Source organism: Streptomyces sennicomposti, assembly GCF_019890635.1.
In the GTDB taxonomy this organism is placed as follows: domain Bacteria; phylum Actinomycetota; class Actinomycetes; order Streptomycetales; family Streptomycetaceae; genus Streptomyces; species Streptomyces sennicomposti.
The window spans coordinates 87,821-108,525 of record NZ_JAIOAB010000013.1; the positions used below are offsets into that span (position 1 = coordinate 87,821).

General features: G+C 74.0%; 16 protein-coding genes, 1 pseudogene and 1 riboswitch. Of the genes and pseudogenes, 3 read left to right on the top strand and 14 right to left on the bottom strand.

Going from position 1 to position 20,705, the window contains the following annotated elements:
• Positions 1-2: 2 nt before the first annotated feature.
• The 11 genes from K7787_RS10595 to K7787_RS10645 all read right to left on the bottom strand — a co-directional run bounded on the left by K7787_RS10595 (position 3) and on the right by K7787_RS10645 (position 13,458).
• On the bottom strand, positions 3-290 hold the full coding sequence (locus K7787_RS10595; RefSeq protein ID WP_009192298.1) for a hypothetical protein: 288 nt from the start codon (positions 288-290) through the stop codon (positions 3-5).
• A gap of 91 nt (positions 291-381) precedes the next feature.
• Entirely contained in the window at positions 382-1,134 is a 753-nt protein-coding gene (locus K7787_RS10600; RefSeq protein WP_223001241.1) for a CbtA family protein, read from the bottom strand.
• Positions 1,135-1,155: 21 nt separating this feature from the next.
• Positions 1,156-1,377 (bottom strand): CbtB domain-containing protein, encoded by a 222-nt coding sequence (locus tag K7787_RS10605; RefSeq protein WP_009192300.1) that lies wholly within the window; start codon positions 1,375-1,377, stop codon positions 1,156-1,158.
• A 250-nt stretch (positions 1,378-1,627) separates the two neighbouring features.
• The gene (locus K7787_RS10610) at positions 1,628-2,422 is read right to left on the bottom strand and encodes an enoyl-CoA hydratase (RefSeq protein ID WP_223001242.1); all 795 of its coding nucleotides are present in this window, start codon (positions 2,420-2,422) and stop codon (positions 1,628-1,630) included.
• Positions 2,419-3,360: a 3-hydroxyisobutyrate dehydrogenase gene (gene mmsB / locus K7787_RS10615; protein WP_308036324.1), complete on the bottom strand. Its 942-nt coding sequence runs from the start codon at positions 3,358-3,360 to the stop codon at positions 2,419-2,421. Before mmsB ends, K7787_RS10610 begins: the two co-directional genes overlap by 4 nt.
• Complete coding sequence (locus K7787_RS10620) at positions 3,357-4,436, bottom strand: enoyl-CoA hydratase/isomerase family protein (protein WP_223001243.1); 1,080 nt, start codon at positions 4,434-4,436, stop codon at positions 3,357-3,359. The genes mmsB and K7787_RS10620 overlap by 4 nt, the downstream gene beginning before the upstream one ends.
• The gene (locus K7787_RS10625; RefSeq protein WP_223001244.1) at positions 4,433-5,581 is read right to left on the bottom strand and encodes an acyl-CoA dehydrogenase family protein; all 1,149 of its coding nucleotides are present in this window, start codon (positions 5,579-5,581) and stop codon (positions 4,433-4,435) included. The genes K7787_RS10620 and K7787_RS10625 overlap by 4 nt, the downstream gene beginning before the upstream one ends.
• Before the next feature lie 7 nt (positions 5,582-5,588).
• Positions 5,589-7,130, bottom strand: a complete 1,542-nt coding sequence (locus K7787_RS10630; protein ID WP_223001245.1) for a CoA-acylating methylmalonate-semialdehyde dehydrogenase — start codon at positions 7,128-7,130, stop codon at positions 5,589-5,591.
• Positions 7,131-7,401: 271 nt separating this feature from the next.
• Positions 7,402-7,575: riboswitch (cobalamin riboswitch) on the bottom strand.
• A gap of 83 nt (positions 7,576-7,658) precedes the next feature.
• A complete protein-coding gene (locus K7787_RS10635; RefSeq protein WP_223001246.1) occupies positions 7,659-8,057 on the bottom strand; it encodes a (2Fe-2S) ferredoxin domain-containing protein in 399 nt (132 codons plus the stop codon).
• 79 nt (positions 8,058-8,136) lie between these two features.
• Positions 8,137-9,303, bottom strand: coding sequence for a Nickel transporter NicT (nicT, locus tag K7787_RS10640; RefSeq protein ID WP_223001247.1), 1,167 nt, complete (start codon positions 9,301-9,303; stop codon positions 8,137-8,139).
• Positions 9,304-9,618: 315 nt separating this feature from the next.
• On the bottom strand, positions 9,619-13,458 hold the full coding sequence (locus K7787_RS10645; protein ID WP_223001248.1) for an AfsR/SARP family transcriptional regulator: 3,840 nt from the start codon (positions 13,456-13,458) through the stop codon (positions 9,619-9,621).
• A 159-nt stretch (positions 13,459-13,617) separates the two neighbouring features.
• Here K7787_RS10645 and K7787_RS10650 point away from each other — a divergent pair, with 159 nt between their 5' ends.
• Both K7787_RS10650 and K7787_RS31690 read left to right on the top strand, forming a co-directional pair.
• Entirely contained in the window at positions 13,618-14,940 is a 1,323-nt protein-coding gene (locus tag K7787_RS10650; RefSeq protein WP_223001249.1) for an MFS transporter, read from the top strand.
• A 7-nt stretch (positions 14,941-14,947) separates the two neighbouring features.
• Positions 14,948-15,218, top strand: a pseudogene (locus tag K7787_RS31690) (F420-dependent methylene-tetrahydromethanopterin reductase); the annotation flags it as partial.
• Between the two features lie 95 nt (positions 15,219-15,313).
• Here K7787_RS31690 and K7787_RS10655 read toward each other — a convergent pair.
• A complete protein-coding gene (locus tag K7787_RS10655) occupies positions 15,314-17,110 on the bottom strand; it encodes an acyl-CoA dehydrogenase (protein ID WP_223001250.1) in 1,797 nt (598 codons plus the stop codon).
• 63 nt (positions 17,111-17,173) lie between these two features.
• Positions 17,174-18,463 (bottom strand): Lrp/AsnC family transcriptional regulator, encoded by a 1,290-nt coding sequence (locus K7787_RS10660; protein WP_308036325.1) that lies wholly within the window; start codon positions 18,461-18,463, stop codon positions 17,174-17,176.
• A gap of 260 nt (positions 18,464-18,723) precedes the next feature.
• Between K7787_RS10660 and K7787_RS10665 the strand changes: the two genes are divergently transcribed.
• The gene (locus K7787_RS10665) at positions 18,724-19,884 is read left to right on the top strand and encodes an alpha-hydroxy-acid oxidizing protein (RefSeq protein ID WP_223001251.1); all 1,161 of its coding nucleotides are present in this window, start codon (positions 18,724-18,726) and stop codon (positions 19,882-19,884) included.
• A gap of 147 nt (positions 19,885-20,031) precedes the next feature.
• Here K7787_RS10665 and K7787_RS10670 read toward each other — a convergent pair whose 3' ends face one another.
• Positions 20,032-20,700 carry a potassium-transporting ATPase subunit C gene (locus tag K7787_RS10670; protein WP_043262118.1) on the bottom strand — a complete coding sequence of 223 codons (669 nt, stop codon included), beginning with the start codon at positions 20,698-20,700 and terminating at the stop codon, positions 20,032-20,034.
• Between the last annotated feature and the right edge of the window lie 5 nt (positions 20,701-20,705).

The window sequence follows — 20,705 nt, forward strand, 5'->3', positions numbered from 1 at the left end:
GGTCAGGACGACGCCGGGGCGCGGTGGCGGCGGACCAGTGCGGCAACCTCGCAGCGCAGGCAGGTGGTGTCCGGTTCGTGGGGGCCGTGGTCGGTCGGGCCGATCAGGGACTCCAGGTCGTGCAGGAGCTGTTCGGTGCGCTTGGCCTCGTGGGCGAGCACCCGCACCCGGGCGCTCTGACCGCCGATCTGCCGTCGGCTGGCGATCAGTTGCTCGTACTCCTCCACGGTGAGGGCGACCGCCTCGCGGCCGCCGAGGGTGATGCGGCGCGGCTGGGGATGTCTCGCCACGGGGTCCTCCGTTCTCGCCCGGGTGGTTGTCTCGGAGAACGCGAGAGGGCCCTCGGACGGTTCCGACGGGCCCTCTTGTGTCCGGAAGCACTCAGTGCGCGGCCGGAACCGCCCGGCCTGAGGCCGCCCCGGCGGGCTTGGGGTTGAGCTGCCGCTCGGCCAACTCGCCGAAGAGCAGGCCGAATCCGCCCCACAGCACGGCCTGGATGGCCAGCGCGGAGAGCCGGAACCGCCACAGCAGGGTGGCCGGGAAGTGCTCCGGCACCTCGTTGACGACGGGCAGGAACGCGTAGGCCAGCCCGATCACGACGGCGAACGCGGCCACCGCGACGACCGTCGCCCACCAGGTCCCGAGGCCGGGCGCCAGGCGCTTGCCGAGGAGGGTGGCGGCGATCGCGAGGAGCACGCTGAGCACCATCATCAGGAAGTACAGGGTGGTCCGCTTGCCGATGGTGTCAGGGTCGCCGACCGACGGCGGGTTGGCCGGGTATTTCAGGAACGGCACGACATACACGGCGAGCAGCGCGCAGCCGGACAGCAGCAGCGCGGTCGCCCGCGGCGAGAAGCGGCCGACGCGGCCGAGCGCGAAACAGTAGGCGAGCGCGGCGATGCCGCCGAAGGCGACGCCGTAGACCAGGACGCCGGTGGCGAGACCGGCGGTGGACTGCAGGGAGCGCGAGACGACTTCCATCTCGTGCTCGTGGGAGTGGGACTCCTCGAAGCCGATCGCCTTGTCGACGTTCGGCTCACCGAGGAGATAGGCGACGACCAGGGCGAGCACACCGGCCGCGAGGCCGGCGAGCATGCCGCGGACGAGCAGGTTTCTTACCGTTGCGGAGTTCATGGGCGTGCGGCGTCCCTCGCGTCAGTGGCAGGGGAAGCCGAGCAGGTGGCGGGCGTCGTGCACCCACTCGTGGACGTCCGTGCCGCTGAACACGGAGGTGGCGCCCTGCTCGGCGCCGACGAAGTAGAGAAGGATCAGCATCAGGATGCCGAAGAAGACCGCCCAGGGAGCTATCGCCTTCAGCGGCAGCTTGGCGGGAACGACGGGGGTGGTGGCGGTCGGCTGAGCGACATGCTGCGCCATGGCAGGGCCTCCTCTGGGAGTTCGCGTCCCATCTCGGTGGTGCACAGGACGAGGACTACGGGTCTGACTCACGCACGCCTGGGGCGTCCGTTCACAGTGGCGCGACCGTGCCGGACTCTCACCGGCTTCCGTCTCGCCCTCGTCGATATCGCATCGACGGTACCGCGCGCGACGGGCGGGGCCAAGACCGCGGCCACCCGGCGTGATCTTCCTCTCGCACCGGGTGGCCGGACGGCGGGGGCGGCGCGGATCAGCGGTGGCGGAAGTCCGGAGCGCGCTTGTCGACGAAGGCGCCCATCCCCTCCTTCTGGTCGGCGGTGGCGAACACCGCGTGGAACAGGCGGCGTTCGAAGCGGACGCCCTCGGCGAGCGTGGTCTCGAAGGCGCGGGCGACGGCCTCCTTGGCCATCATCGCCACCGGCAGCGACATCCCCGCGACGGTGTCCGCGACCGCCAGCGCCCCGCCGATCAGCTCGTCGGCGGGCACCACCCGCGAGACGAGGCCCGCGCGTTCGGCCTCGGCGGCGTCCATGGTGCGCCCGGTGAGGACCATCTCCATGGCCTTGGCCTTGCCGACGGCGCGGGTCAGCCGCTGGGAGCCGCCGATGCCGGGGATCACGCCGAGTTTGATCTCGGGCTGGCCGAAGACGGCGGTGTCGGCGGCGAGCAGGATGTCGCAGAGCATGGCGAGTTCGCAGCCGCCGCCGAGGGCGTACCCGGCGACGGCGGCCACGGTCGGCGTGCGCAGTCGCCCGAGCCGGTCCCAGGCGGCGAACCAGTCGGCGAGGTACATGTCCAGGTAGTCGTGCGGGCGCATCTCCTTGATGTCGGCGCCGGCCGCGAACGCCCTGGCGGAGCCGGTGATCACGACGCAGCCGCACTCCGGGTCGCGGTCGAGGGCCTCGGTGGCGGCCACGACCTCGTGCATCACCTGGAGGTTGAGCGCGTTGAGGGCCTGGGGGCGGTCGAGGGTGAGCAGGGCGGTGCGGCCCTCGCGTTCGACGCGGATCGTCTCGTAGTCGGTATCCGGTCCGGTGGTCGTCATGCCCGCTGTCCGCTCCTGTCCCCGTCGGTCTTCTCCCTGTCGGTCTTCTCCCTGATGGTCTTCTCCCTGATGGTCTTCACGATGCCGGAGAAGTCCTCCGCGTCGCCGACGCGTTCGGCGTAGGCGGCGTACAACTCGGCCGCGCGCAGTCCGAGTTCCGCGTGCACGCCGCCCTCGCGGGCGGCGTCGGCGGCCAGGCCCAGGTCCTTGGCCATCAGCGCGGCGGCGAAGCCGGGCCGGTAGTCGCGGTTGGCGGGGCTGGCCGGAACGGGGCCGGGGACGGGGCAGTTGACTCTCAGCGCCCAGCACTGCCCGGAGGCCGTGGCGGCCACGTCGTACAGGGCCTGGTGGGTGAGGCCGAGGCTCTCGCCGAGGACGAACGCCTCGCTGACGGCGATCATCGAGACGCCGAGGATCATGTTGTTGCAGATCTTGGCGGCCTGTCCGGCGCCCGGGCCGCCGCAGTGCACGGCCTTCTCGCCCATGGCCGCCAGCAGCGGCCGGGCCTCGGCGAACTCCGCCTCGCCGCCGCCGGCCATGAAGGTGAGCGTGCCGGCCTCCGCGCCGACGACCCCTCCGGACACGGGCGCGTCCAGGGAGCGCATGCCCGCTGCGGCGGCCCGTTCGTGGGCGGTGCGGGCGTCGGCGACGTCGATGGTGGAGCAGTCCACGAAGAGGGCGCCGGGGCGGGCGGCGGACAGGAGGTCGTCGTAGAGGCCCAGGACGTGCCGGCCGGCGGGGAGCATGGTGAGGACCACGTCCGCCTCGGCGACCGCCCCGGCCGCCGTGGCCGCGGGCTCCACCCCGTGGGCCGCGGCGGCCTCCCGCGCGGCGGGTACGAGGTCGTGCCCGAGCACCCGGTGTCCGGCCCCGGCGAGGTGGGCGGCCATGGGGGCGCCCATGTGCCCGAGTCCGACGAACGCGACGGTGAGGGTCACCAGGCCACCTCCGCATCGCTGCCGGCCCCGTCGGCGAGCCCGAGTTCCCGGTCGCCGAGGGGCGCGAAGAACGCCTCGACGTCGGCGTCCGAGACCTCGGCGAGGGTCCGCGGCGACCAGCGCGGGTCGCGGTCCTTGTCGATGACCTGGGCGCGGATGCCCTCCACCAGGTCGGGGCTGCGCAGACAGGCGCAGGAGACGCGGTACTCCTGGTCGAGGACCCGCTCCAGCGGACCGAGCCGGCGGGCCCGGCGCAGCGCGGCCAGGGTCACCTTCAGCGAGGTGGGCGACTTGGTCAGCAGGGTCTCGGCGGCCTCCTTGGCGGCCGGGTCGCCGTGGCCGAGCAGCCGCCGCACGATCTCCTCAACAGTGCCGGCCGCGTAACAGGCGTCGATCCACTCCCGCCGCGCGGCCAACTCGCCCTGCGGCGGCGGCTGTACGTGCCGTTCGAGGGCGTCGTGCACGGGCAGGTCGGCGAGGTCGGCGACGAGGCCGGGGAGGGCGGCGGAGGGGACGTAGTGGTCGGCGAGTCCGCACAGCAGGGCGTCGCCGGCGCCGATCTGCGCGCCGGTCAGGGCGAGATGGGTGCCGAGTTCGCCGGGGGCGAGACCGAGGAGATAGGTGCCGCCGACGTCGGGGACGAAGCCGATGCCGGTCTCGGGCATGGCGACCCGGGACCGCTCGGTGACGATACGGACGCTGCCGTGCGCGGAGACGCCGACGCCGCCGCCCATCACGATGCCGTCCATCAGCGCGACGTACGGCTTGGGATAGCGGGCGATCCGGGCGTTGAGGCGGTACTCGTCGCGCCAGAACGCCGCCGCTGCCGAGCCGTCGCCGTCGCGGGCGTCGTCGTGCACGGCGCGGATGTCGCCGCCCGCGCACAGTCCGCGCTCTCCGGCGCCGCTGACGACGACGGTCTCCACGGCCGGGTCGTGTTCCCACGCGGTGAGCGCGGCGTCGATGCGGCGCACCATCTCGTGGTCGAGGGCGTTGATGGCCCGGGGGCGGTTGAGGGTGATGTGGGCGGCCCGTCCGGCGGTGCCGAACAGGACGGGGGCCTCGGCGGCGGTCATCCGAACGCCTCCGTCAGGCCGCGGGCCACGATGACGCGCATGATCTCGTTGGTTCCTTCCAGGATCTGGTGCACCCGCAGGTCGCGGACGATCTTCTCGATGCCGTACTCGCTGAGGTAGCCGTAGCCGCCGTGCAGCTGGAGCGCGCGGTCGGCGACCGAGTACCCGGTGTCGGTGGCGAACCGCTTGGCCATCGCGCACAGATACCGAGCCTGCGGGTCCCCGGCGTCCAGCGCGCGGGCGGCCTGCTGGACCAGGGCGCGTGCGGCGGCCAGCTCGGTGGCCATGTCGGCGAGGCGGAAGCGCAGCGCCTGCGCGTCCAGCAGCCGTCGGCCGAAGGCCTCGCGGTCGGCGAGGTGGGCGAGGCTGCGGTCCAGGGCGCTGCGGGCGCCGCCGAGCGAGCAGGCGGCGATGCCGAGCCGGCCGCCGTTCAGGCCGCTCATGGCGATCCGGAAGCCCTGGCCCTCGCGGCCGAGGAGCCGGTCGGCGGGTACGCGCACATGGTCCAGGATCACCTGGCGGGTGGGCTGCGCGTTCCAGCCCATCTTGCGTTCGTTCGGCCCGAAGGAGAGGCCGGGGTCGTCCTTGTCCACGACGAACGCGGACACCCCGCCGGGGCCCTCGCCGCCGGTGCGGGCCATCACCACGTACAGCTGGGAGGCGCCCGCGCCGGAGATGAACTGCTTGACGCCGGTGAGCACGTATGCGTCGCCGTCGCGGACGGCGCGGGTGGTCAGGGCGGCCGCGTCCGAGCCGGCGCCGGGCTCGGTCAGGCAGTAGCTGGCGAGGTCGTCCATGGCGCACAGGCGCGGCAGCCGGCGCTCGCGCTGGGCGGCGTCGCCGTAGTGGTCGATCATCCAGGCGACCATGTTGTGGATGGAGAGATAGCCGGCGACGGCCGGGCAGCCGGTGGCCAGGGTCTCGAAGACGAGGACGCCGTCGGCGCGGGCGAGCCCGGAGCCGCCGGACTCCTCGCGGACGTAGACGCCGCCGAGCCCGAGCCCGGCCGCCTTGCGCAGCACGTCCACCGGGAAGTGCTTGTCGCGGTCCCAGTCCAGGGCGTGCGGGGCGAGGTGGTCCTGGGCGAAGTCGAGCGTGGTCTCGACGAGGGCCTGCTGGTCCTCGGTGAGCGAGGTGGTGGTCATACGGCGCTCATCCCATCGTCGGGATCGTGAAGCTGGCGCCCTCGCGCCGGCCGGCCGGCCAGCGGGAGGTCACGGTCTTCGTCCGGGTGCAGAAGCGGATCGCGTCCGGGCCGTGCTGGTTCAGGTCGCCGAAGCCGGACCGCTTCCAGCCGCCGAAGGTGTGGTAGGCGACGGGCACCGGGATGGGCACGTTGACGCCGATCATGCCGGTGTTCACCCGCCGGGTGAAGTCGCGGGCGGTGTCGCCGTCGCGGGTGAAGATCGCCACGCCGTTGCCGTACGGGTGCTCGCTGTGCAGGCGCAGGGCCTCCTCGTAGTCGGCGGCGCGGACGACTGAGAGGACGGGCCCGAAGATCTCCTCCTGGTAGATGCGCATCGCCGGGGTGACCCGGTCGAAGAGTGAGGCCCCGGCGAAGAAGCCGTTCTCGTGCCCGGGCAGCGTGAAGTCCCTTCCGTCCACGACGAGTTCGGCGCCCTCCTCGACCCCCAGGTCGACGTAGGAGCGGACCCGGTCGAGGGCGTCGCGGCTCACCAGGGGTCCGAAGTCGGCCTCGGGGTCGTCGCCGCGGCCGATGCGCAGCGCGCCGACGCGTTCCTTGAGCCGGGCGACCAGGCGGTCGGCGGTGGCCTCGCCGACCGGTACGGCGACCGAGATCGCCATGCAGCGCTCGCCGGCCGACCCGTATCCGGCGCCGATCAGGGCGTCCACCGCCTGGTCGAGGTCGGCGTCCGGCATCACGATCATGTGGTTCTTGGCGCCGCCGAAGCACTGGGCGCGCTTGCCGTGGGCGGCGGCGGTGGCGTAGACGTGCGCGGCGATCGGGGTGGAGCCGACGAAGCCGAGGGCGGCCACGCGCGGGTCCGCCAGCAGGGTGTCGACCGCTTCCCGGCCGCCGTGCACGACGTTGAGGACGCCGGGCGGCAGACCGGCCTCCAGGAAGAGTTCGGCGAGCCGCAGCGGGACGGACGGGACGCGCTCGCCGGGTTTGAGGACGAAGGCGTTTCCGCAGGCCAGCGCGGGGGCGGCTTGCCACAGGGGGATCATCGCGGGGAAGTTGAACGGCGTGATGCCGGCGATGACGCCGAGGGGCGCGCGCAGGGAGTGCACGTCGATGCCGGTGCCGGCGTTGTCGGTGAACTCGCCCTTGAGCAGATGCGGGATTCCGGCCGCGAACTCGACGACCTCCAGGCCGCGTTGGAGGTCGCCGTGCGCGTCCGCGATCGTCTTGCCGTGCTCGGCGGACAGCAGCCGGGCCAGGGTGTCCTTGTCCCGCTCGGCCAGGGCGAGGAAGCGCAGCAGGACACGGGCGCGGCGCTGCGGGTTCCACTCGGCCCACTCGGGCTGCGCCAGGGCCGCGTCGGCGATCGCCGCCTCGGTCTCGGCGCGGCTCGCCAGGGGCACGCGGGCCTGGACCTCGCCGGCGTTCGGGTCGTACACGTCGCCGTACGCACCGGAGGCGCCGGGGGTGTGCTTGCCGCCGATGAAGTGGGTCAGTTCGCGGACGGGGGCACGATCGGGGATGTCGGTGGTGTCGGTGGTGCGGACCATGGGTGCCTGCTCTCGTCAGGTGGGGTCCGAGGACGGCGCGCTGCCCCGGGGCACGCGGCACACGGCACGCCGGGGGCGTACGCGGGCGCGGGGAGCGGGGCCGCGCGAGAGCGCGGACGGCGCGGGAACGGACCGTCAGGCCAGGGCGGTCCGAGGCCGGGCGGGGCCTGGATCGGCCGCGGTTCCCGGGTGGGGTACGGACCGCCGGGCGGGTCGGCCGGGGTCGTGGACGCACACCGGTGCCATGCGTGTCAGCTCCATCCTCGTGGACCACACGGAACATCCCGCGGCCGGTATCCTGACTCCCGGATCAGCGCGCGCCGTCCGCCTTCCCGACATCCTGCTCGTCAGTGGCGTACCGCTCGACGGCGCACTCCCCGGTCACAGTGGCGGGACCGTGCCGGAATCACACCGGCTTCCCTGCACCGCGGGCCTTGGTCGCGACTATATAGTTGGACGTCCAAGTAAATCCAGCCCCCGTCGCCGGCCCGACCCGTACGGCGGCCCGGCCGGCGGGGTGTTCCGGCCTCAGGGCTCCGTGCGGCGGCGCGGCGGGGTGAAGGCGTACAGGTCGAGGATGTCCGGCCGGGGAGCGACGCCGGGGCCGCCGGCCCGCACCCAGGCGACGATGTCCTCGGTCGCGTCCGCGTCGTTGACGAGCCCCAGCCACACCGGCCGGGCACCGGCGGCCCGGCCCGCGGCGGACGGCTGTACGACGACCACGTTGGCCTGGTCGCACACGTCCAGGCAGTCGGAGATCCGCACCGGCGCCGCCGCCCGCAGGCGCGCGGTCCGCGCCGCGTGGTCGCCGGCCACCTTGGAGGTGCCGCAACAGCAGTCCCGGCAGACGACGACCCGGCACGGCACCGGCCCGCCGCCCGCCGCGCCCCCGTCATCCGCCGCCGCGTTCCCCGCCCCTCCGGTCACACCCCACCGCTTCCCGGACCGCCGTCACTCTTGCCGGCGATCATCATCGCACCGGCGGCGCGGGCCCCGGCCGTCCGGGTCACTCCGGTTCCGCCGACGCCGCCGCGCGGGCCATGCCCGCCTCCCACTTCTCCTCGATCCGGCCGACCTTCCACACCACGAGGGCGACGGCCCAGGTGGCGAAGAACAGGCCGACGACGACGTAGCCGACGATGTTCAGGTCGAGTCCGGCGATCCAGTCCCAGAACGCGCCGTGCAGATCCGCCTGGTCGGCGACCAGGCCGAGCAGTTCGACGGTGCCGATGACGAGCGCGACGGCGACGGACAGTCCGGTCATCGTGAGGTTGTAGTAGACCTTGCGGACCGGCTTGGAGAACGCCCAGCCGTAGGCGAAGTTCATGAACGAGCCGTCGATCGTGTCCAGCAGCGACATGCCCGCGGCGAACAGGACGGGCAGGCACAGGATGGCGTACCAGGGCAGTCCGGAGGCCGCGCCCGATCCGGCCAGGACGAGCAGGGCGATCTCGGTCGCTGTGTCGAAGCCGAGGCCGAAGAGCAGACCGAGCGGATACATCTGCCACGGCTTGGTGATCGCCTTCGTCAGCCGGCCCAGCAGGCGGTTCATGAAGCCGCGGTTGTCGAGCTGCTGCTCCAGCGCGGCTTCGTCGAAGTGCCCGGCGCGCATCTGCCGGAACACCTTCCAGATGCCCGCCATGATCAGCAGGTTGATGACCGCGATGACGTAGAGGAAGGTCCCGGAGACGGTCGTGCCGATCCAGCCGGTGACGCTGTGCAGCTCGGAGTCGTCGTTCTCGACGGGTCCGGCCAGGGCCTTCACGCCCAGCGAGAGCAGGAAGGCGAGGAGGAAGACGATCGTGGAGTGGCCGAGGGAGAACCAGAAGCCGACCGACAGGGGCCGTCTGCCCTCGTTCATCAGCTTGCGGGTGGTGTTGTCGATCGCGGCGATGTGGTCGGCGTCGAACGCGTGCCGCATGCCGAGGGTGTAGGCGGTGACGCCGATGCCCACGCCGAAGGTCTTGGCGCCCAGGCTGTAGTGCTCCGGGGCGACGATGCCGACCAGGGTGACCCATCCGATGACGTGCAGGGCGAGGACGAACCCCGCCATGCCGCCGACGCCGGCCCACTCCTTGCGGGTCATGGACGCGCGGACGCGGCGCCACGACAGGCGGGGCCCGCCGTCCGGGGCGGCCGGGCGCGCGGGGGCGGAATCGGGGGCGGTGGTCATGGAACTGGCCTCACTGATGTCACTGGTGCCACTGGTGTCGGTCCCGCTGGTCTGCGAGCGGCTGATCACAGCGACGGCGAGCGGCTGATCTCGGCCGCACATGTCGTCGCGTACCCCACGCTTCTGCACATGACTCGCAACTACAACGAAGGGGTGGCAAAGACCGGGTCAAGGGAGATCCACTCCGCCGCGGGTCGGCGCCGCCCGGGTTGTGGCTGGTCGGGTCGGCGCCGCCCGGGTCGTGGCTGGTCGGGTCGGCACCGCCCGGGTCGTGGCTGGTCAGGTGGCCGGCCAAGCGGCCGACCAAGCGGCTGGTCAGGCCGCTCGGTCCGCCGGGCGGGACAGTGCGGCGCGCGCCTGGCGCTCGGCCTCGGCGAGGCCCAGGGACGTACCGCTTGCGAACGCCTCATCGAAGGCGGGCCCGCCCAGCACGGCACGCGCCGCCGCGGTGACGCGGTCCACGTCGCCGCGTTCGGCCGACGGCAGCGGCGCGCCCACGCCACGGCGCGCGGCGTGGGCGGCCCCGAGGAGCCGGGCCGCGCGGGCGGCGCCGGCACGGTCCCCGGCCAGGGCGGCCACGCCCGCCAGCCCCTCCAGGCAGAGGGCGAGGGCACGCGGCTCGTCCAGGGTGCGGGCGATCGCCAGGCCGCGCAGATGGTGGGCGGCCGCCTGCTCGGCGTCGCCGCGGAGTTCGGCGAGGAATCCCAGCTCGGCGTGGAGCAGGTGGTCGCCGGCCGGGGAGGACACCTCGGCGTGCCGGTCGCGGATGCGCAGCAGGAACGCCTCGGCCGCGTCGAGGTCGCCGCAGCGCCGCGCACCGAGGGCCAGCCCCATGTCGGCGTGGATCTCCCCGTACCGGTAGCCCTGCTCGACGGCGATACGCCGGGCCCGCTGGTGCAGGTCGCGCGCCCGCTCGAAGTCGCGGGCGAGCAGTGCGAGGCGGCCGAGTCCGGAGAGCCGGGCCGAGACCTCGGCGCGCAGTCCCAGCTCCCGGGCCATCTCCAGGCCCTCGCGCTGACAGCGCTCCGCCTGCGCGTACTCGCCCTTGATCTCGGCGAGCGCGGCGAGCGGGGACACGGTCTGCACCTCGCCCCAGCGGTCGCCGAGGGCGCGGAAGAGGGTCCGGCTGCGTTCCCCGTCGCGGGCCAGGGCGCGCAGGTCGCCGCGGACCAGGGCGAGCGCCGCGCGCAGGCCGAGCGCCGCCGCGACGCCCCACCGCTCGTCGGCGGCCTCGAAACGGGCGAGGGCGCGGGTGTTCAGCGCGTCGGCGGCGTCGAGGTCGCCGACGCTGAACATTCCGTAGGCGGTCAGCCACAGGGCGCGGGTGTGGGCGCGGGTGTGGGGGCCGGGGGCTGCGGCGTCGGGTGTGTCGGTGGGTGTGAGGTCTGTGCGCGCCTCGGAGGACGGGGGTGGTGTGCGGTCGCCGGTCAGGAGGGCGAACGCGTGGTGCAGCAGGAGGAGTTCGGGGGCGGGGTCGCGGGTGGTGTCGTCCATGGTGGCTGTGGGGGCCGTGGTGGCCGTAGCCGCCTCGGTCGCCGTGGTCGCCGTGGTCGCCGTGGTCGCCGTGAGGACGGTGGTCAGGTTGCGGTGGGCCTCGGTGAGACGGCCGCGCAGCAGCCACCACCAGGACAGTGCGGTGACGAGCCGTACGGCTTCCTCGCTCCGCCCGGCGGCGGCCCGCCGTACCGCCTCGTCCAGCGCGGTGCGCAGGTTGCCCGCCTCGGTGTCGAGCCGGGCGAGCCACTCCCGCTGCCGCGCGCCGCGCAGGTGTGGCTCGGCGTCTTCGGCGAGGGCGAGGTAGTGACGCAGATGGCGCTCGCGTACGGCCGTCTCGTCGCCCGTCTCGCGCAGCCGCTCGGCGCAGTACGCGGCGACCGACTCCAGGAGCCGGTAGCGCGGGCCGGCGGGTCCGTCCGTGACGACGACGAGGGACTTCTCGACCAGCCGGGTGACCAGGTCGAGCACGTCGGCGCCGGGTACGCCGTCGCCCGCGCACACCGCCTCCGCCGCGTCGAGGCCGCAGCCGTCGCTGTGCACGGCGAGGCGGCCGAGGACGACGCGTTCGGGCTCGCTGAGGAGTTCCCAGCTCCAGTCGATCATCGCGCGCAGGGTGCGTTGACGGGCGGGCGCGGTGCGCTGCCCGGCGGTGAGCACGCCGAAGCGGTCGCCGAGGCGGGCGGCCAACTCCCGTACGCCGAGGGCGCGTACGCGGGTGGCGGCCAGCTCCAGGGCGAGGGGGATGCCGTCCAGGCGGCGGCAGATCTCGGCGACGGCGGCGTAGTCGGAGGCGGGGTGGAAGCCGGGGGCGCGGGCGGCGGCGCGCTCGGTGAACAGCCGTACGGCGTCGTCCGGCCGGAGCGGTTCGACCAGGAACACGGTCTCGCCGACCAGGGCGAGGGGTTCCTGGCCGGTGGTGAGGATGCGTAGATGGGGGGAGCTGTGCAGGAGGGATACGACCAGTTCGGCGGCGGCCGCGACGACGTGTTCGCAGTTGTCGAGGACGAGGAGGGCGCGGCGATCGCGCAGGGCGGCGGCCAGGCGTCGTACGGGTGTGAGGGGTGCGGTGCCGGTGGGCGAGGGGGCGGCGGGAGCGTCGTCCCGGATGCCGAGGCTCGCGGCGACGACGTCCGCGAGGTCGTCGGGGGTGGCGGTACGGAGCCCCGCGAACTCCACGAACCACACTCCGTCGGGCAGTCCGGCGACGTCCCCGCCGGAGGCGGCGTCCCGCGCGGCGGCCACCGCCAGGCGGGTCTTGCCGACGCCGCCGGGACCGGTGAGGGTGACCAGCCGCTCCCGGCGGAGGAGCCGAGCGAGACGACCGAGGGCCTGTTCGCGACCGATGAGAGCGGTCAGCGGCACCGGGAGGTGGACGGGAACGGCGGGGGCCGTGGGACCGACGGGGGCCGTGGGACCGACGGCCCCGCCGAGCCCGGCGCCCCCGCCGGACCCGGTGAGCCCGGCGGACCCCGTGGCCCCGCCTGAAGCAGCAGACCCAGCGGGGCCTGGGGACGCGGCAGACCCGCCGAGCCCCGATGAGGCGGTGGCCCTTGCGAAGCCGGCGGCTTCGGTGGACGCCGTGACGGCTTCCGGTCCCGCGGGCGGGAGGGCCTCGCTCACCGGCACACCGAGGTCACCCACCGCAGCCGCCGCCGGGGCGGGTGCCGGGCCTGAGCCCAGGAGCGCATCCGAGACCGGGGCAGGCGCGGGGACCGAAGCCGAGACCGGGACCGATCCCGAGCCCGAGGCCGGGAGCGAGCCCGAGCCCGGGGCCGAAGCCGAGGGCGCAACCGCGACCGGGGCCGAGCCCGAGGCCGAAGCCGAGGACGCGACAGCGACCGGCGCAGAGCCCGAGGCCGAAGCCGACGACGCGCCCGCGACCGCGACCGCGACCGCGACCGGGGCCGAAGCCGCGACCGGGGCGTCGAGTTCCGGGGCCTGTCGTAGCATCGCCCCGTGCAGTGCGCTCAGTGCGGGGCCGGGACACGCGCCCAGTTCCCCGGCGAGCCGAAGCCGCAGCTCCTCGTACGAGGCGAGTGCCCGGCTCTGGTGGCCCGCCCGGTACAGCGCCAGCATCTGCGCGGCGCGCAGCCGCTCCCGTAGCGGGTGTTCGGCCACGAGGGCGGTCAGTTCGCCGGCGAGGAGCAGATGGTCTCCCGCCGCCAGCCGGGCCTCGGCCCGTTCCTCCACCACGGCCAGCCGCTGTTCCGCCAGGCACTGGCGCGCCGCCCGGACGAACTCCTCGTCGGCGAAGTCCGCGTACGCCGGCCCCCGCCACAGCCCCAGGGCCTCGGTGAGCAGCGCCGACCGCACCCGCGGGTCCGTGACGGAGCGGGCGCGGGCGACGAGACCGCCGAACCGCTCCACGTCCACCTCGTCGGCCGCGTCGAGCCGCAGCCGATAGCCCGGCGGCTGCCGGACCAGCCGCTCCCGGCCGAGCACCCGGCGCAGTTGGGAGACCTTGGCCTGCAGCGCGCCCGAGGGACGGGCAGGCGGGTCGTCGCCCCAGAGGTCGTGGACGAGGCGGTCGGCGGAGACGGGACCGCCGTCGTGCGCGAGCAGATCGGCCAGCAGCGCCCGCACCTTGGTCTCGGGCACCCGGACCGGCTCCCCCTCGTCGTCCCACACCGCGAGTGGTCCGAGCACGCCAAACCGCATGGCCGCAACGGTACCCGCGCGCCGGGGAGTTCGCCCGTGCTCCGCCCGCCCCGAAGCGTTCCGGAAGCGTTCCCGAAGGAAATCCGAAGCATTCCCGAAGTGCTCGCCCGCACAGTCGTCCCGACCACCCCCCGAACCACGGACTGGGAGCACACGTCCATGAGCACGTCACCCGACACAAGCAGCGGCGCAAGCGGCGGCCCGAGCAGCGGCACAGGCAGCGACACAAGCGGCGGCACGGGCGGCGGCCCCAGCGGCACAACCGCCACGGCCGGCCCGCGCCGCCTCGACCACCCCCGCCAGAAGCTCCCCCTCCCCGCCCTCCTCGCCCTGGCCACCGCCGTCTTCGTCACCAGCCTCACCGAGACCCTCCCCGCGGGCCTGCTCACCGCGATGAGCCGCGATCTGGAGGTGAGCGAGTCGGCGACCGGGCAGACGGTCACCGTCTACGCGATCGGCACCGCGCTCACCGCGATCCCGCTGACGGCGGCCACCGCGACCTGGCGGCGTAAGCGGCTGCTGCTGACCGCCGTTGCGGGCTTCGCCGCGGCCAACACGGTGACGGCGCTGTCCTCCGTCTACGGGCTGACGATGGCGGCCCGCTTCGTAGCCGGTGTCGCCGCCGGCCTGGCGTGGGCGCTGCTCGCCGGCTACGCGCGGCGGCTCGCGCCGGTCCCGTTGCAGGGCCGGGCCATCGCCGTCGCCATGGCGGGCATCCCGGTGGCGCTCTCCCTCGGCGTGCCGGCCGGCACCTTCCTCGGTCATGCCCTCGGCTGGCGGGTGGCGTTCCTAGCGATGTCGGCGCTGACGGTGGCGCTGCTGGCGTGGATCACCGCCGCCGTGCCCGACCACCCGGGGGCGCGAAGCGGTCGACGTCCGCGCATGCGGGACGCGTTGAGGGTGCCGGGCGTGCGCCCGGTGCTGTTCGTGACGCTCGTCTTCGTCCTGGCCCATACGGTGCTGTACGCCTACATCGCCGCGTTCCTGGACGGGCTCGGGATGGAGGACCGTACCGATCTGGTCCTGCTCGTCTTCGGCGCCGCCTCGCTGGTGAGCATCTGGGTCGTCGGCGCCCGCATCCAGCGGCGGCTGCGGGCGCTGACCGTCGCCGGGACCGTGCTGGTGGCGGCCGCCGCCGCGCTGCTCGCCCTGCTGAGCGAGGGCGGCGCGCCGGTCTACGCGGCGGCGGCGCTGTGGGGGCTGGGCTGGGGCGGGGTGCCGACCCTGTTGCAGACCGCGGTCGGCGACGCGGGCGGCGAACACGCCGACGCGGCGCAGGCGATGCTGGTGACGCTGTGGAACGTGGCGATGGCCGCCGGCGGTGTGCTGGGCGGCGTCCTGCTCGACGCGCGCGGCAGCGGTTCCTTCCCGCCGACCGTGCTGCTGCTCCTGCTGCCGGTGCTCGTCGTCGTGGTCGCGGCCCGCGATCACGGCTTCCCGGCGCGCCGCCGGCCCGGCGCGCACAGCGGAACGGAGGTGTGAGGAACGTATGTCGCCCACAGAACGCAACCCCCGGCAGATCCATCTCGCCGCGCGACTGCCGGGCGTCCACAACGTCACCGTCTGATCGGACCCGCGCTCCACGAGCCAGATCTCCGTCGACAGCTTCGCGCGTCTGGCGCGGACGGCGGAGCGCGGCCGGTTCGACTTCCTCTTCCTCGCCGAGGGCCTGCGGCTAACGCGAACACAAGGGCGTCATCTACGAGTTGGACGTGGCGGGCCGTCCGGACAACCTGACGATGCCAGCCGCGGCGGTCGCCGCCCGGTCCTTGCGGAGCACGCCCCCGGCGCCCTTCGCGACCGCCTGGGCCTGCCGCGCCCGCGCAACAGGTACGCGCCGGCGGACTGAGCGGGGTCAGAAGTGGTCCGGGTCCATGTCAAGGGTCGTGCGGTCCAGGCTCTCCAGCAGGTCGAACTGTGCTGTGGTCCGCGGGAGTTCGTAGCGGAAGAAGTAGCGTGCCGCCTGGCGCTTGCCCGCGTAGAAGTCGCCGTCGCGTCCGTCGGCCGCGAGCAGTTGCTCCAGCCAGATCCAGGCGAGGACGGTGTGTCCGACGGCCTCCAGGTAGACGGAGGCGTTGGCGAGGGCCGTCTGCGGGTCGCCGTCGGCCCACAGCCGTCCGGTCACGGTGACGATCCGGGCGAGCGCGGCGTCCAGTCTCCGGCCCAGCTCGGCGAGTTCGCCCTGTGCGGCGGCGGCCCGGGCGGTCGTGGCGGAGATCGTCTCCGCGAGCAGCCCGAGGCCCGCGCCGCCGTCCGCGACGACCTTGCGGCCGAGCAGGTCGAGGCCGTGGATGCCGTGGGTGCCCTCGTGGATGGGGTTGAGGCGGTTGTCGCGGTAGAACTGCTCGACGTCGTACTCACGGGTGTAGCCGTAGCCCCCGTGCACCTGGATGGCCAGGTTGTTGGCCTCCAGGCACCACTGGGAGGGCCAGCTCTTGGCGATCGGGGTGAGGACGTCCAGCAGGAGCCGGGCCCGGTCGCGCTCCTGCTCCGTCGCCGCCGTGCGCTGCTCGTCCAGCAGCCGGCCGCAGTAGAGGATGAGGGCCAACGCGCCCTCCACGTAGGACTTCTGGGCCAGCAGCATCCGTCGTACGTCGGCGTGCTCGATGATCGGCACCTGGGGCGCGGCGGCGTCCTTCGCGGTGACCGGGCGGCCCTGGGGGCGGGTGCGGGCGTAGTCCAGGGCGTGCAGGTAGCCGGTGTAACCGAGGGCGGTGGCGCCGAGGCCTACGCCGATCCGGGCCTCGTTCATCATGTGGAACATGTACGCCAGCCCGCGGTGCGGTTCGCCGACCAGGTGGCCGACGGCTCCGGGCGCGCCGCCCGGACGGAAGCCGCCCTCGCCGAAGTTGAGCAGGGTGTTGGTCGTGCCGCGGTAGCCCATCTTGTGGTTGAGGCCGGCCAGGACGACGTCGTTGCGCTCGCCGGGCGTGCCGTCGGGCCCGACCAGGTACTTGGGGACGATGAACAGCGACAGGCCCTTCACCCCGGGCGGCCCGCCGGGGATGCGGGCCAGGACCAGGTGGACGATGTTCTCGGTCAGTTCGTGGTCGCCGCCCGAGATCCACATCTTGTTGCCGAACAGCCGGTAGGCGCCGTCGCCGGCCGGTTCGGCGCGGGTGCGCACATCGGCCAGCGAGGACCCGGCCTGCGGCTCGGACAGGCACATGGTGCCGGTGAAGCGGCCCTCGACCATGGGGCGCACATACGTGTCGATCTGCTCCGAACTGCCGTGGGCCAGCAGCAGGTTGGCGTTGCCGATGGTGAGGAAGGGGTACGCGGCGGTCCCCACGTTGGCGGCCTGGAACCAGGCGAAGCACGCGTCGGCCACCACGCCGGGCAGCTGCATGCCGCCCACCTCGGCGTCCATGGCGCCGCCGATCAGCCCGGCGTCGGCGAAGACCCGCAGGGCCTTTCCGACCTCCGGGATGATGTGCACCCGGGTGCCGTCGAAGCGCGGCTCCTCGGCGTCGTTCTTCTTGTTGTGCGGGGCGAAGTGCCGGGTGGCGATCGTCTCGCTGAGGTCCAGCGCCGCGTCGAAGGTCTCCCGCGAGTGGTCGGCGAAGCGCGGGCGCGCGGTGAGGGACTCCACGTCGAGCCACTCGTACAGCAGGAAGTCGAGATCACGACGGGACAGCAGCAGGGAGGCCATGGTTCTCTTCTCGGCTTCTCGGTGAGGGGCGGGCGGTACCTGTATGAGATACTAAGCGGTTGCTTACGTCAGGTCCACACTTACCGGTTCCGCCCAGATGTCGGGCGGGACCACGCCCACGGACCGGCCGTACGGATCGAGCAGGCGGCCGAGCAGTTTGTCGTGGCGCAGGGTGACCGTCCGGTCGGCGATGCCGAGGCCGGGATGGGCGGCCGCCAGCCGCGCCTCCAGACGCGGCACGTCCGCCACGGAGTGCAGGCTGGCCTGGAGGAGCAGGTTGTACGGCCCGGTGACCGCGGCGCAGTTGCGGATCTCGGGCCGCCGGACCAGGGCGTGACCGATCTCGGGGAGTTCGGCGGGTGGCGCCGTGGCCCGGAAGGTGACGGCCACCGGCCACCCGCCGAGCGGCCGGGCGAAGTCGCAGCGGAAGCGCAGCAGGTCCAGACGGACGAGCTGGTCCAGCCGGCGCCGTGCGCTGGACAGGCTGACGCCGAGCGCGGTGGCCAGGCTCTGGTAGGAAGCGCGGCCGTCGTGGGCCAGACGGACCAGCAGCGCCCGGTCGAAGCCGGTGATCTCGCGGTGGCCGGCGCGGGGCGGCCGGGTGTCGGGCACCGTGGTCAGGCGGGTGCGCTGGTCCGGGTCGAGGGCGGCGATGCGCCACCGGCCGCCCTCGGCGAACATGTGGGTGACGATCCGGGCCCGGACCGCCGTGACGCCCTCGACGCGCGGGAGCAGGTCGAGGGTGTAGCGGGAGAGCGCGGTGAGGTCGGCGGCGGCGACGGTGGCGAGGATGTCGTGACCCGCCGCGCACCGTTCGAGGGTGAGCAGGTGCGGGTGCGTCCCGAGGACGGCGGCGGTCCGGGCGGCGGCCCCGGGGGCGCAGTCGATCTCTACGAAGGCGGCGCAGATCTGCTCGAACAGCCGCGGGCCGGGCGACAGTCCGACCCAGGCGGCGCCCTGGCGGGTCAGCCGGGCGAAGCGCCGGGCGACGGTCACCGGATCGACGCCGAGGGCGCGGCCGAGGTCGGTCCAGGAGGCCCGGGGGCGCAGTTGGAGGGCGTGGATCAGCGCCAGGTCGTCCTCGCCGAGCGGCTGCGCCGCTGTGCCGAGGGACGTCGCCGCTGTGCCGGACAGTTTCGCCGCGCCGCCGGGTGCGCTCGCCGCATCGCCGGGCGATTCCGCCGCGCCGCCGGGCGCGCTCGCCGCATCGCGGGCCGGTTTCGCCACGCCGCCAGGCACGCTCGCCGCATCGCGGGCCGGTTTCGCCACGCCGCCGAGCGCGCTCGCCGCATCGCGGGGCGATTTCGCCGCACCGCCGGGCACGCTCGCCGATTCGCGGGCCGGTTTCGCCACGCCGCTGAGCGCACTCGCCGATTCGCCGGGCGATTTCGCCGCGTCGCCGGGCGCGCTCGCCGCATCGCCGGGCGATTTCACCGCGCCGCCGGGCGGTCTGGGTGCTTCGCTGGGCGGTTTCGGCGTTTCCTGCATCCGGGGCCTCTCCGGGGCGAGAATCCTGCGTCTGGGGGGGCGGACGAGGGATCGTCTTCCACACTCTAGGGCTCAGGGTCCGCGCCGGGCGGGCCGGGACCGAAGCGACGCCGGGAGGCCGGGGCATGGCTTTCGCCGACTACCAGAACGAGATCTACCTCGACGGGCTGCGCGGTGTGGTGCCGGGCCTGCCGATGACGTACCGCGACCTGGAACCGGTGGCGCAGGCGGCGATGACGCCCTCCATCCGCTCCTATGTGGCGGGCGGCGCCGGCGACGAGCACACCCAGCGGGCCAATGTCACCGCGTTCGAGCGGTGGGGGCTGGTGCCGCGCATGATGGTCAGCCCCACCGAACGCGACCTGGGCGTGGACCTGTTCGGGATGCGGCTGGCCACGCCGCTGTTCCTGGCGCCGGTCGGGGTGATCGGGCTGTGCGCGCCCGACGGGCACGGCGATCTGGCCACGGCCCGCGCCGCCGCCCGCACCGGGGTGCCGATGGTCGCCTCCACCCTCACCGTCGATCCGATGGAGGAAGTGGCGGCCGAGTTCGGCGAGACGCCCGGCTTCTTCCAGCTCTACACCCCCACCGACCGGGAGGTGGCGGAGAGCCTGGTGCACCGGGCGGAGGCCGCCGGGTTCAAGGGCATCGTGGTCACCCTGGACACCTGGATCACCGGCTGGCGGCCGCGCGACCTGACGACCAGCAACTTCCCCCAGCTGCGCGGCCACTGCCTGGCCAACTACTTCTCCGACCCGGTCTTCCGCTCCCGTCTGGCCAAGGCTCCCGAGGACGATCCGGGGGCCGCCGTACTGCACTGGGCGATGACCTTCGGCAACCCGCTCACCTGGGACGACCTGGCCTGGCTGCGGTCGCTCACCGAGCTGCCGCTGATCCTGAAGGGCATCTGCCACCCCGACGACGTGCGCCGCGCCCGGGACGGCGGCGTGGACGGCGTGTACTGCTCCAACCACGGCGGCCGGCAGGCCAACGGCGGCCTGCCGGCGCTGGACGCCCTGCCCGGTGTGGTGGAGGCGGCCGACGGGCTGCCCGTGCTGTTCGACTCCGGTGTGCGCACCGGCGCCGATGTCGTCAAGGCCCTCGCGCTGGGCGCCACCGCCGTGGGCGTCGGCCGCCCCTACGCCTACGGGGCGGCGCTGGCCGGCGCCGACGGCATCGTGCACGTGCTGCGGTCGCTGCTCGCGGAGGCGGATCTCCTGATGGCCGTGGACGGCTATCCGACGCTCGCCGACCTCACCCCGGACACGCTCCGGCGCGTCGGCTGAGTCACGGGGCCGCCGCCGGGCACGGGACCGCCGGGCGCCGGTCCGCCGGGCGCCGGTCCAACCGGCACCGGCCCACCAGGCACCGGTCCGCCCGGCGCCGGTCCACCAGGCACCGGTCCGCCTGGTGCCCGTCCGCCCGGCCCGCCCTCAGCTCTTCGCCGCCAAGTCCTTCAGCGCGACGTTGAGTTCGAGGACGTTCACCCGCGGCTCGCCCAGGAAGCCGAGGGTGCGGCCGGTGGTGTGGTCCCGGACCAGTTGCTCCACCCGGGCGAGCGGCAGATGGTTCCTCGCGGCGACCCGGGGGGCCTGGAGGGCGGCGTAGGCCGGGGAGATGTCGGGGTCGAGGCCGGAGCCGGAGGAGGTCACCGCGTCGGCGGGGACCTCGGACGGCTCGACGGTGTGGCCGGGCACCGAGTTGTCCCGGACGACCGCCGCCTTGGCGTCCTCGACCTGCCGGAGCAGCACCTTGCTGTCCGCGGCCAGGTTGGTCGCGCCGGACAGGATCAGGTGGTACTGCGTGTTGACGGTGTTGGTCCCGAGGCCGTTCGCGGGACGGCCCTGGAACCACCTCAGATCCGGCTCCGGGGTCTGCTGCCCCTTCTTCAGCGGCAGATCGTACGGCTGCCCGATCAGGGACGAGCCGACGACCTTCCCGTCCGCCCTGATCTCGGAGCCGTTCGCCCGGCCGGGGAAGAGGGCCTGCGCGATGCCGGTGACGACCAGCGGATAGACGACGCCGGTCACCAGGGTCAGGACGAGCAGGGCCCGCAGGCCCGCGCCGAGCAGCCGGGCGGTGTTCGTGACGGAAGCGTTCATGGCGA